The sequence below is a fragment of the Bradyrhizobium sp. 153 genome, assembly GCF_023073835.1.
GTDB lineage: Bacteria > Pseudomonadota > Alphaproteobacteria > Rhizobiales > Xanthobacteraceae > Bradyrhizobium.
Genome location: NZ_JADPKH010000120.1, coordinates 277414 through 290598 on the forward strand (window position 1 = coordinate 277414; position 13185 = coordinate 290598).

10 protein-coding genes and 3 pseudogenes are annotated in these 13185 nt (G+C 56.7%); 7 read left to right on the plus strand and 6 right to left on the minus strand.

All coding sequences use genetic code 11. The features are described from left to right. Positions 1-346 precede the first annotated feature (346 nt). From IVA91_RS29140 to IVA91_RS29155, 3 genes and pseudogenes are all read right to left on the minus strand, one after another. Positions 347-943, minus strand: a pseudogene (locus IVA91_RS29140) (transposase); the annotation flags it as partial. Between the two features lie 9 nt (positions 944-952). Then, positions 953-1891: pseudogene (locus IVA91_RS29145) on the minus strand (IS3 family transposase); the annotation flags it as partial. Beyond that, positions 1873-2967: an IS701 family transposase gene (locus IVA91_RS29155; protein WP_346015535.1), complete on the minus strand. Its 1095-nt coding sequence runs from the start codon at positions 2965-2967 to the stop codon at positions 1873-1875. The pseudogene IVA91_RS29145 and the gene IVA91_RS29155, both read right to left, overlap by 19 nt. A 165-nt stretch (positions 2968-3132) precedes the next feature. On the opposite strand from IVA91_RS29155, the gene IVA91_RS29160 reads away from it, so the two are divergent. From IVA91_RS29160 to IVA91_RS29170, 3 genes are all read left to right on the plus strand, one after another. Next, positions 3133-4224 carry a DUF2235 domain-containing protein gene (locus IVA91_RS29160; protein WP_247459733.1) on the plus strand — a complete coding sequence of 364 codons (1092 nt, stop codon included), beginning with the start codon at positions 3133-3135 and terminating at the stop codon, positions 4222-4224. Positions 4225-4621: 397 nt separating this feature from the next. Next, positions 4622-5413, plus strand: coding sequence for a hypothetical protein (locus IVA91_RS29165; protein ID WP_247459735.1), 792 nt, complete (start codon positions 4622-4624; stop codon positions 5411-5413). 13 nt (positions 5414-5426) lie between these two features. Then, positions 5427-5828, plus strand: coding sequence for a hypothetical protein (locus IVA91_RS29170; RefSeq protein WP_247459737.1), 402 nt, complete (start codon positions 5427-5429; stop codon positions 5826-5828). A 157-nt stretch (positions 5829-5985) separates the two neighbouring features. Here IVA91_RS29170 and IVA91_RS29175 read toward each other — a convergent pair whose 3' ends face one another. Further along, positions 5986-6903: a hypothetical protein gene (locus tag IVA91_RS29175; protein ID WP_247459739.1), complete on the minus strand. Its 918-nt coding sequence runs from the start codon at positions 6901-6903 to the stop codon at positions 5986-5988. A gap of 112 nt (positions 6904-7015) precedes the next feature. After that, positions 7016-7867, minus strand: coding sequence for a hypothetical protein (locus tag IVA91_RS29180; RefSeq protein WP_247459740.1), 852 nt, complete (start codon positions 7865-7867; stop codon positions 7016-7018). A gap of 403 nt (positions 7868-8270) precedes the next feature. Between IVA91_RS29180 and IVA91_RS29190 the strand changes: the two are divergent. From IVA91_RS29190 to IVA91_RS29200, 3 genes and pseudogenes are all read left to right on the plus strand, one after another. Then, a pseudogene (locus IVA91_RS29190) lies at positions 8271-8480 on the plus strand (transposase); the annotation flags it as partial. A 55-nt stretch (positions 8481-8535) separates the two neighbouring features. Next, positions 8536-9165 carry a hypothetical protein gene (locus IVA91_RS29195; protein ID WP_247459771.1) on the plus strand — a complete coding sequence of 210 codons (630 nt, stop codon included), beginning with the start codon at positions 8536-8538 and terminating at the stop codon, positions 9163-9165. Between the two features lie 124 nt (positions 9166-9289). Continuing rightward, positions 9290-10039, plus strand: a complete 750-nt coding sequence (locus IVA91_RS29200) for a DUF3883 domain-containing protein (RefSeq protein WP_247459743.1) — start codon at positions 9290-9292, stop codon at positions 10037-10039. A gap of 362 nt (positions 10040-10401) precedes the next feature. On the opposite strand, the gene IVA91_RS29205 is transcribed toward IVA91_RS29200, so the two are convergent. Continuing rightward, complete coding sequence (locus IVA91_RS29205; RefSeq protein ID WP_247459744.1) at positions 10402-12075, minus strand: amidohydrolase family protein; 1674 nt, start codon at positions 12073-12075, stop codon at positions 10402-10404. A 210-nt stretch (positions 12076-12285) separates the two neighbouring features. Between IVA91_RS29205 and IVA91_RS29210 the strand changes: the two genes are divergently transcribed. Next, the gene (locus tag IVA91_RS29210; RefSeq protein WP_247459746.1) at positions 12286-13185 is read left to right on the plus strand and encodes a hypothetical protein; all 900 of its coding nucleotides are present in this window, start codon (positions 12286-12288) and stop codon (positions 13183-13185) included.

Below are 13185 nucleotides of genomic sequence, written 5' to 3' on the forward strand. Positions count from 1 at the left end.
TCGCGTACGAGCGATGTCGTGCCAAGGCTGAGCGATGTGAATCCATCGCTGGAGTTCGAAGCCATCGACCCCGATGGCGATCTTCATGGACGGCTCAGCGTCGCGCTGGGGACGTAGTCGCCGTTCTTCACCATGATTTTAGCGCGCCATCGTGAACAATCGCGCAACGATCATGAATTTCGGACCCGCAGGCTCCCAGGTTGCCTGGCCGCTCCGATGGTCTGCTTTACGCGGCAAGCATGCGACACTCGGCTTGCCTGCCTTTAGCCGTCATCGTCCAACCATGCCCACATTTAGCTTGCGAAGCTAACACTACTTTGGCAGAATCTGTTTGCGCCACGGTTTTTCAAGGAGTTGTTTTCGGCAGTACGGGCACTGCTGAGACGGCGGTCGAAGGATGAGATCGACGATGGCGTGGCGTACGGCGGGCATGGTTGGTTGAGGCGGAGGCCCGTTGATTCTTTTTTTTCCGCCCCGCGTGTGCGAGGCGGCGGTGTTGCAGGAAGGCGTATGCAATCATAGTCATCAGGGCGTGACGATGAAGACCTTGCCACGATCGCCCTTCGAAGTGATCGAGTCCAAGCTCCTCTTTCAACTGCTGATGCGCCTGCTCGCAAATCCATCGTGCCTTGATGGTGGCGGCCAGTGTGCGCAGATCGGCCGCCGCGGGCAGATTGGCCAGATAGTATTTCTTCTCCCCTGAGGCGCGTTGCTCGCCAATGAGCCAAGCTTCGTCGCCTGGGAGATGCTGCTGACCCTTATCCCATATCCGCTGCGGAGGCCCGTCGGCGGTGCGGACGCGGACAGCAGCAAATCGGGCTTTCAACCTGCCTTTCGTCCCGCCGCGCCAACTCACGGTCTTCCACTTGGCGCTCGCCAGCATGTGTTCTGCCGCGATCGATAAAATATCTGGCACGTGGTGCTTTCGTGGTCGTGACCTGCCACCGAACTTTCATCCGGCCGCGGTTAGAGCCTCGGGGTTTTGTACGCCAAGTGGCGCGGTTGGAGCAACGGACGATCGGCGGAGCTGGTCGGGGTTGCGTAGCCGATCGTCCGTTGCGGTGAGGTGGGCGGCATAAGCCGCGGGGGTCATGTATTTCAGCGACGAGTGAGGCCGCTGAAGATTGTAGTCGGCAAGCCAATTGGCGATCTTGGCGCGGGCGTCGTCGAGATCGAAGAAGAGAGTCTCGTTGAGCAGCTCGTCACGCATCCGGCCGTTGAAACTCTCGACGAAGCCGTTCTGCATCGGCTTTCCCGGTGCAATGAAGTGCCAGTCGATGGCTGCGTCCCTGCACCAGGCGAGCATGGCATTGCAGGTGAACTCGGTGCCGTGGTCGGACACGATCATTCCTGGCTTGCCGCGTCGTTCGACGACGGCCGTCAGTTCGCGAGCGACGCGTCGTCCTGAGATCGATGTATCCGGAATGGCGCCCAAACATTCCTTGGTGACGTCGTCGACGATGTTGAGAATGCGGAAGCGCCGACCGTTGGCGAATTGGTCGTGGACGAAATCCAGCGACCAGCGCGCGTTGGGCATCGCCTCGACTAGGATCGGGGCACGGGTCCCCACGGCCTTGCGGCGAGCCCGCCGCTTGCGGACGGTGAGCCCTTCTTCCCGATAAAGCCGGTAGATCCGGTTGATCCCCGATGGCTCACCCTCCCGCCGCAGCAGCGCGAACAGCCGGCGGTAGCCGAAACGCCGCCGCTCGTTGGCAAGGTCACGCAGCCGGCCACGGAGAGTCGCGTCCGGAGGACGGCTGGAGCGATAGCGGATCATCTTCCGATCCGCTCCGACAATCGAACAGGCCCGCCGCTCCGACAGGCTCATGACGGCCTGCAGATGCGCGACCGCAGCGCGCTTGGCGGCGGGCCCTACCATTTTTTTGAAAGAAGCTCGCGAAGGGCGGCGGCGTCGAGCATCTGCTCGGCCAGAAGCTTCTTCAGCTTCGCGTTCTCGTCCTCCAGCGCCCTCAGCCGCTTCGCCTCTGAAACGTCCATGCCGCCGAATTTGGCCTTCCAATTGTAGATCGTTGCTTCCGAGACCCCGTGCTTGCGAGCCAGGTCGGCCGTCTTTGCCCCAGCCTCATGCTCCTTCAACACTGCGATAATCTGTTCTTCCGTGAACCTTGCTCGCTTCATCTGTCCGTCCTTCTTCGGCCGGACTCTAACTCCATCTGGAGGAAATACGCAGGGGCAGGTCAGTCGACCTCGAACTTTGGTCACCGGCCAGATGAGCTGCACATCAACCGGATATACTTTGAGATGTCGAGGGATGCCGACGGCCCAGGCCAATCCGCGTGCCGTCAGTCCTTGTCGAAACGGCGCGCTATGCCCGTATCCTGCATCCGCCAGCACGCACCCAAAGCGCACGTTGGCCGCGATCGCGGGGTCAATCTCGGCCAAAGCAATTGCCGGCTTGGACCGTGGGGTTCGGTGTTCGACCGGCACGCGGGCGCGCTTCAAACGAGACACATTGCTTGTCCAGCTCTCGGGCAGAAAGAGACGCAGCGCGACCATTACCGGCACTTCGCCGCGCGCAAGTGTCAGTGACACCAGCGTTTGGCAATTTGCCGTTTTGCCAAGAGGCGACGCATATTGAGCCGCGACACCGACTGAGCGATCACCCTTCTTCGGCATTGCCGTGTCGTCAATAACGAGCACGGCATCCTGGCCGCCGACAAGCCGGTCGGCCTGATTGAGCAGCTCCGATTCCAGCGGTGTCGCGTCCCAGACACCATCGGCGATGAAATGGTGCAGTTGATCGTAGTTGCCCGATGCAACGCGCTCCGCCATCGGTTGAACGCTCTTGCGATCGCCGGGACCGATTAGCCCCGCAACGTACAGCGGACACATCCGCTGTCGGGTCTTATGACCCAGCCGATCCAGGAACGGCTTCAGCCAGCGTTCGAGTTCATCTTCCCATTCTGCCATGGTCAGCCCTCCAAGAGCCGACCACCCATGAATCATTGAAAAATCGATTCGGGAATCCTAATAAAAGGCTCAAATCCAACAATCTGCCAAAGTAGTGCTAATCCAAGGGAGCATATTCAACCCTAGAATGCACTACCGGACGCTGCGGTTTTCCAACAGGATTGTCTCCAGCACTGAGAAGCCCAAGTGTCACGACGCCTAATGTTTTTTTTCGATGGCAGCAGCAATGTAGCTGCTGGTGCAAAGGCCGTGATTCCTACAAACGTGTTTCGCTTAAATCGCGCGTTCACCTACGGGTTTTCGGGTATCCCCCAGATCACATTTTACTTTTCCGGCGTAGGCACGAGGCGCGACCGTCTGTCGGCAGCTACCGGCGCGGGATTCGATGAAATCGTTATCGAGGCGTACGTTAACTTAGCATCGAACTTTCTTAAAGGAGACGAAATCTATCTGTTTGGTTTTTCACGAGGTGCTGCGGCAGCACGAGCGCTGAGCGGTCTAATTTCGCACCCCGGCCTCCTGCCCGCTGACTTCCTCGACCGATTTCCTGAATTATGGAGGCATTTTACAAGCAAGAAGCTTAGCTCGCAGAACCGCGCAGATCTTTTCCAAAAATTTGAGTCGCAACTCCACGGGACGCGCCCCATTGTCCAGTTCTTGGGTGCCTTTGATACTGTTGCTGGATCAGACTGGGATCGAATGAATTTGTTCGGCAAGGTGAGATTCAACTCACTGACGTTAGATAACTCGGTCGAACGCGCGGTACAGATTCTTGCCATCGACGACGACCGCAACCCCTCTTTTTCACCATTGCTTTGGGATGGCAAGTCGCGGGACGACCAAGTCTTGGAACAAATTTGGATCCCCGGAGTCCACGCCGACATCGGAGGATGTTCTAACGATCGCTTTCTCGGGGATGTTGCCCTCCTGACCATGCTTGATCGAATTAGAAATCATTGCCCCAAGCTCGAAATTGACGACGAGCTGTTTGTACCAGCGCTCCTTAAGAGTTTGCGACGAGCCACGCACATCGAAATTACGAATGAACGTACTGGCCTTAGAAAGCTTCTTGCCCAAGCGCCCCGCTCCATTGGAGTACACGAAACTGAGTTTATCCACTCTATCTTTAATTCCTTGGCCGACCGCGAATTCACGATCAAGGGCACAAAACAACGGTACGACCCGACACACTACAATCGCAGGCTTGACGTCTTGCCCATGCACCTCGACGAAGAGCTATACCAATTGTGCAAGCTTTTGCTGCGAGAACAACCACCCGAACCCAGGAGGTAGTTTGATTGCAGATGTTGAACGCTTCATTGTGGGCATCGTCCACGACTTGCTCAAGTACTTTAGCGTCGCCCGTTTCTATTTTCCAAATGACCAACGATTGCCGAGCCCTTATCCGCAGCGGCGGTGAAGCCTAAGCGGTCGGAGACGGGACCCAATTAGTCACAGCTTTATAGAGTACTTTGGTCCTATCTGAATCGCGACCGACTCTCGCTGAACCTAGCTCCATGCTAGAATATGTGGCTGGACGCCGGGGCATCTGGTTCACCAGCTGGCTTCAATATATCGAATTCTTCGACGAGCCCATGTTGCCGCTTTCTCAGGACGGCCGGCCATCATTCCAGCTCAATAGTTTACAATGCGAGGATTACGCTCTACGGTTGCACAAGGGGGATAACCAATGCGCACAAGGTTGGGATTTATTTCAGCTTTTCCTATTGCGTTGGCGGGGTGTGGTTATATCCCGACTTTGCCGCCAGACACGGATCTTCCTATTCGGGAAATTCTGTTGAACGCGAGCTGCGAGCTCCAGGGATCTTTAAGATATCTCGACAACCCCCAATTCGCACGTTTCAAGGCGCGACAATGGCTTATCACAGTTGCGCTGTTGCCTAGAGTCGACACAGGCATCTCGGCCGGTGTCGCATTTTCCGGGAAGAACGGCAACCACACCTACGGAGTTGGGTCGGGTGGCGACGTCAAAGGTGCTCGTAGTAGCGGTGTCACTTATAATATGAAATCCCGGGAACTCATCTTCTCCAAAGCGCTTCCATGCGAAAATGCGGCTCCCACATTCAATGCTCTAAGCCAAAATCTCCGGGTCGGAGAATGGCTGATTAGGACCGCATCGGCGATGGACCTGAATCCCGTCGCAGAAATCGACAAGCCCACCTTCAATTCGCAGATAACGATCAAGTTCAGCGGTGATGGAAGCTATAGTTATCTTTTTCCCGTCGGCACCCCGTCCGCATCGGTCGCAGGCAGTTATAGTATCGACGAACAACTTCAAATTTCGCTTTTGCCATTGGATCCGCCTCCTGTGCACTACAGCGTCACGACGCTTCCCGTGAATGGCTTAAAGAGCTCAAGCACCGCTAACAGCGCGACGCTCACCAGCATGCAGCAAGCGCAGCGCCGCGGCGACACCATCCAATTGGACACAACGCTGCGAAATCTTCGGATTCTCCAATAAAATAGGCTCGATCGTGAAGTACATTCTGCTGCTTCTGTTCTTTACCACTCCTCCTGCTCCGCACTTGGACGCCCCAACGCGCAAGGCTAAGAGCGTATGGACATTCAAAAGCAGTACTTCCTTGGAATTCGATAATCGCAAAGCTTGCGAGACAAACGGACAGATCGTTATCGACGGGCTGGATGACGTCGATACCATGACCGCAACGGGCTGGTGTTTTTGCAAGGCAGAGCCTGGGACGGTTTGCACAGACGACAAGCAAGCGCTTACAAGCTCCAAAGAATTTAAGGGCTTTTCGACGATGAAGGTTCAGCCGAGAGCGAGCGAGGAAGCGGTCGAACCTGCGGTCAATCAGCTTCTACCTAGGTCGCTCAACGCGATTGCAAAACAAAGCCTGACTAGGAAGCCGCGTTAGTTGTGACTCAACGAAGCTCAAGATTTCTGCCAATTTTCCTGGAAAGGGAAGCGCTGTCCTACTTCGAATTACAAATGTGCTCGTTTCACACGGGGTCTAGGGCGGGCGTGATTACAGCCCAAGTATCAGACATACCGTAATCGATTCGAACCGGAGATCACGAAACTGACCGCTCTGGACGCCTCAGAGAAGGCTGAGGATATCGAATCCTCATCACCCAAAAAAATTCTCCGCCCAGACTTTCAAATCGATCATTGAACATCTTCTTCAGATTGTCCTCAGCGGATTTGGCCTGTTCGCCGCCAGGGAAGGGTCTGGAAATCAATGAGACCGTCCAACGAAACGCACACGCGGTCGGCAGATGCGCGTTGTGAGTTGCACAACGCTGCTTCGGCTCTTTGGCATGTCCCACTTTTACGATTACCTTGCCGATGGTCTCATGACTGCTTCGGCCAAGGAAACTAGCTACATCGCCGTCTAGCTTCAGAACGTAGAGGCGATTTTCACCATCCTCGATCGTGAAGGCTCGGTCGCCGAACGTTGGCGTTACACCCGCACTAGGCTGAAAGAACCTGCGTAGCTCCGCCTCACCTTGTGTCTCAGTCAACGGAAGCGGGGGTTCGCCGTACACATTGGCCGGCGTAACTGGCAACGCCAATGCTCGCTCAGCCTCGTCTTGGGTAAGCAACTCGCACCGGGAGGCAATCAAAACTGGATTGTGCGTCGCAAAGGTAGTGCGTGCGAGATTGTGGGCCTCAATCCTGCGATTTACTCGCCATGCTCGCTTGACAGGCACGGCGTATGTCCATCGGTCCTTCCAACCATTTTCGAGCTTTCTGTGCCGCTCTGCTTCCGACGAACGCTCAGAATCTACGATCGGTACGGGCTCAATCTCTAAAAATCCAAGCAACTGTCGACGCTGTTCCGGTCGCGTCTGGTCTTGATCAGCGCCGTAGATCAAAACCAGATCCCCGTCTTGGTATTCACGAATAAATCGGTCCCGGTTTCCCTCGTTGGTGAAACCAAGATAGCCGCCGTCCTCTGGACCGAAACCCCAGAAGGCGCGAAGCCACACTCGTCGCTCTGGTATTCTTGTTAGCTCGTCCGCCACGATGTCCCCCGGTAGTTTTGATCTCTCAGTGCTCGCAGTGTTCAATCGGCCGTGATAGCCATCCAGCACACGAGCCTTAATCCTGTTCCGTTATCGGTGGCAGTGGAGGCGGCGCCGTATAGCGCTCAAGACCCGTGGCCAATATCCACTCGATCAGCCTGAGACTTCGTCCCACGGCTGCTCCAGCTCGGTCGCGGAACTGTTCTCTCAACAAGCCTTCCTCGCGCCTGGGCCACGGAGCTTCCAAGATGTCGAGCGCCTTGTTCACTTTTTCCAAATCGGTATCGATTGGAGGGTGAGCTCGAATGAATCCAGCAACCTGTCTGTTCAGCAGACGAACCTGGGGCTGAAGATTAGCCGGATCTGCGAGCTCGTCCCACTCAGTCAAAATACTGGCACGTGCGGCATTCCAAAACGCAAACACGCCTTCGCCGAGTTCCGGTGGAACTTGCCGCGTGGTGTCCTCCGTGCAGTCAATAATGCGAAGACATGCTCCTGTTTCGCGAACAATCGCATCGACATCTTGCTGTGGCTGCCAATCATGGGTGGCAGGCACAAACCTGAGGAAGTTGCGCCGTCCCTCAGACAATTCAACTTCCGCGCAAAAGAGCACGCCTGAGGCACTCTCCTTTGGAAATCCGCTCCCCGCCCGCCCAGGCAGTCCAACGATCGCCTCGCGGTCAGCCTGCAGAGCCGCACGGAGCCTGTGCCGATATTCTTCACCAGTTTGAGCCGCTGAGGCAGTCCCGCCCTGCTCAAACAAGGTGGGGTCTTCTTGAGCAAGCTTTTCAATCTCGGAGCGGGTCTCTGAAAAGACCTGTTCTCCGGAATCCGCGCCGTGTACCGGTGACGTGCCAACACCGATACTCTTTGCCGCCTGCGTAAGTTTTCGAAGTATTCGCGCCTCCAGCGCAAGCAATTGGTCCAAGCGGTCGGCGGGAAAAACCGTGCGGAGAAATACGCGCGGGTGCGGGCTACCAATACGATCAATGCGTCCATGGCGCTGAACCAGGTCGCATCGGGTTCCAAGGTAAATCGTAGTTCAGGATATTGCGGCACTGCTGGAGATTCATTCCTTCTGCCAGCACGTCCGTAGTAATGAGCAAATCGAACAAATCCGCCTGACCAGGCGGAGGCTCACTGGACTCTGGTGCGAATCCCCATACCGCGTGATTGCGATCTGCATCTTCTCCTTCAAGTCCTCCACCGGCAACCGCGACGACTCTATTCCGATAACCAGCGAGGCGCGGATCTGTATCAACTCGTTTTGACCTGCCACTGAGTATTTCCTCCAGAAGGAGTTAGAGTCCGGCCCGAAGAAGGACGGACAGATGAAGCGAGCAAGGTTCACAGAAGAGCAGATTATCGCGGTGTTGAAGGAGCATGAGGCTGGAGCAAAGACGGCCGACCTGGCTCGCAAGCACGGGGTCTCGGAAGCAACGATCTACATTTGGAAGGCCAAATTCGGCGGCATGGACGTTTCAGAGGCGAAGCGGCTGAGGGCGCTGGAAGACGAGAACGCGAAGCTGAAGAAGCTTCTATCTTTTAAGCGAAAGGCTGGATACAAGACTTCCATGGATCAGGGCAGCAGTCCATATGGTCGGCGGCCCCGAAGCGCTCGACTCATTTCGAATGGCCGAGATAAGTTCTGGTGGCGCCCCCCTGAAGTTGAGCGCCGCACTAGCGGAACTTCTGGTTTTAGGCACGCTTACGGCTAACGAGCTGATCGAGGTCTCGCGGCAATCATTCAGTATCGATCAGTTCCGAGAACGTCTCGATCTCGATTTTGCGGCATTCAATGCGAGCCTCGCCGCGACTGGTGGCACACTTGACACCTACCCCGAACTGCATGCCTCGCAGGTGTTGAACTTTGTGATCGAGAATGAAATCTCGATCATTGATGCGTTACGCAACGCCGTCGCGCCGATCTTGACAGGCTTTGCTTCAGCTCACGACTACGCACGTTCAAAAGACGAGATCAGGAAGATCCCAGCCGATCCCGCCTGGCTGCCGGTTCATCGATTAGTCCCGGACGACCTGATCACCGATCAGGTCGCGAAGTGGTTGAGGGCGAAAGGCGCTCACCCTCTCGGTAGCAATGAATACGACCTCGAACCTGTGTCGCAAGTCCGTTCCGTAAACGTCATCGCCATTGCGAAGTTTTCGGCTTCGGCCGCGCCTATCGTCCGCACCTGGTGCGCAGCCCGCGGATTATCAGCGGCTTAACTCGTTAACGGCGGAATCCGGCCTTCGCAGCGTACTTGAGGCTGCTGGCGTCGTCGATTTTCGACGGCTGGACGATGCCGCTCTGTTGAGATGGTGCGACGTGCTCAAGCTTTGGCCTGGCGGAATGAAGCCAACGCTGGACCGTGAAGCTCTGGGAATAAAGGTCACGGACGTTGAAGCAGAGACCAAGAAGGCGCTCGAAGAGGCAGTGAGGGTGGCCACGAAGGCGCGTTCAGTGCTCTTCAATGGTCGCAACGTTGATCCCGTCGGCGCCAACTGGACGCTAATCTCAAGTGAGATCGAGACAAATCTTTCAAAGCAAATCAAGACGGCCACCCTTGGCAGGCTCGCCGATCTCGCCCCCGTCAACCAGGGAACTTCGAATCAATGGAACCGATCGGGCCCCCGGAAGGCATCTGGACAGCATACTTCGCAAATTCCGCAACCGAAGAAGGATATGATCGGCCGACTTGGCGAACTGGTTGTCTACCATTGGCTCAAGGAACGATTGCCGACTCAGGACATCGATAAGGCATGGGTGTCAGAGAATGGTTTTCGACAACTGGGCAAGCAGGGCACGGATAGTGCGGGCTATGACTTCGTGGTCGAATATCGCAGGCAAACTTGGCAGATCGAGGTAAAAGCTAGTCTGGGAGACCATCAACGTTTCGAGATGGGCGAAACGGAGGTAAGGGCGGCCAGGGATGCCGCCAAACTTAGGTCGACCATCCGCTGTTGCATCATCTATGTCGCGGATCCCCATGACCCTGCGAATACCCGCATCGACGTTCTGCCGAATCCGCTGAGTGCAGAAGCTGATGGAGTGCTGGACCTCCTAGGAGAGGGCGTGCGCTTCGGTTTCAAACGTCGGTAGCGAGCACCATCATTAGTTGGATTGGCTTTTCCCCGATGGAGGACAGATGGGGTGGAGTTCTACGGCCGGCATGCGAGTAACGTGCTACGAGGCCCTAGCCGGCAAGGTCTGCGCGGGCCTACTTCGACCAGTATGTGCGCGGCCTCGAATGCAAGTGCGTCCAGTGCGACGAAATCTGGTCGTCGACCTTTGATATAGCAGCGACCGAGGTGGACCTTGGCCTTCATGTGCCCGATCATAGTGGACGTCTTCTCTTCCGTTGACGGCGCCGAACACGCGATGCTTCCGGGACCGAGAAAGACGGGGTGCGGGGTTCTGTGCCTCGTGGCCTCGATATCGCTTATCGACATAACAAGCGCGTCCTAGCTTTGGTCAAACGCGGCCAATCTGCTGTCGTTCAAGTTGTTGTCCTTATAGAAGGACGCGAGTCTTTCCCGCACTGGCTCGCCGCGGCCAAGCCCCAGAAATCGGACGGCGTTGCCATAGAAAACCTGCGCCATTGCGTCGGCATTGAAGCCGCAGTCGTCGCGCAGGAATTTCGCAAGAGCCTCGGGATAACGATCATGCCGACTTTCGACGCCAAGCATGAGCCAATCGGTACCGAACAATAAATGCCGGACGTCCGGATCGAATGTCCGAACGAAGCGCCTCATCGTTTGGCTCAGTTGCCGGCGCTTCGCGGCATTCCCCTCCTCCAGCACTTCGGAGAAGTAACTCAAATCTGCGAACAGCGGCTTGTTGCGATCCTCCGCAATCGTGCGGCCGAATGTCCACTCCCAACTGCTTTCCGGCATTTTGGAATTTCGTGGCGCGCCTACTGAGACATAGGAGAAGCGGCCGAAATGAGCGAAGGCGAGCCGCAGCGACGGATATTTCCGCAGCGCCGGCAGCCAGTGCGCCGGATCAGCTCTCCGCGCATAGTCGGGGCCAGCTGCGTTGGATTCGGCGGTATGAGCGATGATCGACGCCGACAAATTCGTGCAAAGTGCAAAGAGATCATCCATCGCGCGGTTCAGGTCAGCGCTGACCCTCTGGTTCAACTTTTCGATGATCTCGCGTGGATATTGCTGTCCGCGGGCATTGCCGGTCGGCTTGAAACCCATCGGCGGATAAAGCTTTACGCCTAGGAAGCCGTGCTCAATGATCGCCCTTCGTACGATCTGAAGCGGCGCTGGTCCTGGCTCCGAGAAACGGCGGTGAAACACTTCGCGGAGTGGGTCATAGCACACATAGCCATGCACGGCCGGACCATCGGGCCGACGAGCGATCCGACCCATCACCTGAACTTGGTCCATCAGCGGCGAGGCCACCTCCTCGCCGAGCCATTTTGAGTAGTCGACCAGGGCCGGCGCCAACAGGATGGGTTCATAGCCTTGCCGTTTGTGATAGTCCGCGAGGTGATCCACCAACGCATGACGGTACATAGTGAACAGCGTGAACCAGCGCAAATATACGCCTACGTCGAAATTCGAATTGAAGGCGTTTCGGGCCGCGGCCTGCGTATCAGTCGAAGCTGCCGAGAAATCCTCGTGGCGCACGCCGCCTGCTCGCAATACAGCCCCCTTCAGGGCCGCGGCCCCGGCAGCCGATCCCGGCTGTCGCGCTAGAGAAGACGGGGAAGGCGGGGGCTCACGCAGAAATTCAGCAACGCGCTCAATCGTGATCGCACTCGCAGCGTTGAAATCTCGCGCCGCATTGTCCGCCAACCCCAAGCCGTCAAGCAACGCGATTTCGGTTCGGGCGTCCGGGGCACGACCACTGGTGATCCGGATGAAAAGTTCGATGAGCCAATCGAGCACGTCGTTGTTGCCCAGCGCGAGCACGTTTTCTGTCCCCTGTTCTGGGTGCTTGTGCAGGAAAACGATCTTCAGAAACCGCCGGGCGGGAAGGTCCGTTGAGTTGAAGACATGCGCGTGGATATCGATCAGCCGACGTGTCGCCGCCGAATTCGAAGCGACCTGCGAAAGCGCCGGCCGGCCGACCCAAGCGGCCGCCGGCAGCAACGAAAGTAATTGCACAAAGTCCCGGCGCCGCATGCCTCCCCCAAAGTTCGCAAGTTCCCGAGGTGGTCTATTCAACTGGTTATCGTTCTAAAATACAACTTTCATTTGTGTTTGTCTGATGTACAATGGAAATGTGCCGGACCTTTGATTACGCTGTCCGAAGCTCATCGTCGGATCGCGTGAAGAGCGTCCGGATCGCATTGCAACGACGAATTTATACCATCAAGCAATTAGAGGCTCGTTATGAGAGCATTATCGATTTGCGCGCTTATGGCCGTTACGTGGTCGTTTGCGCTCACAACATCCGGCATTGCACAAAGCGAGTCGGAACAACAGCGTCATATCTATCAAGCCGCTGTGACCGATCCGAGCAATAAAGCGAAGGTCGACGCTTTAGTAGCCACGCTGATCGAGGTCCCGCCAGGGTCGGGAAGGTACCTGGTCGAAGGGGACATATTGCTGTCTCGCAGCGAACTCGAAACCTATCTGAAGGGGCTGCGGACGCCGCAGGCCAACCAGGTCAGTTCGGATGAGCTGATCGTCAATGTGTTTGGCGGCCGATTGGACTATCTCGCAGCGCCGGCGCGGCGGCGGATGACCTATCACGTCCAAGCTAATACATTTCCAAGCGTTGCTGCAGCGCGTACCGCCGAGGAGAATTTCCGAAAAGCGGCTGTCGAATGGCAGGAAGCGTGCCCCGAATGCGCGATCTCCTTTGTCGAACTGAGCCAAGCCGAGGTCAGCTCCGGCAATGTGCCTACCTTTGTCGTAAAATATGAAAACGTCGCCGGCGGACCGATCGCCCGCGCGTTTTTCCCGAGTTCGCCCAACGATGACCGGCAAGTGGTCATTTTTCCTGGCTATTTCGATCCCGCGATGGGCTTTGACCCTGTGGGCGTATTGCGCCACGAAATAGGGCACATTCTCGGCTATCGGCACGAGCACATCCGTAACATCCCCGGCTGCTTTACGGAGGGCAACAGCTACAAGCCGCTGACGCCCTACACGCCAAATTCCGTCATGCATTACTTTTGCGGCGGCGCCGGAAGCCTTGACCTAACTATCCGCGATTCGGACAAGCGCGGTCATCGCTGCCTCTACCTGACCGGCGCACCATGTCCACAGACTGTCGCCCGACAATAG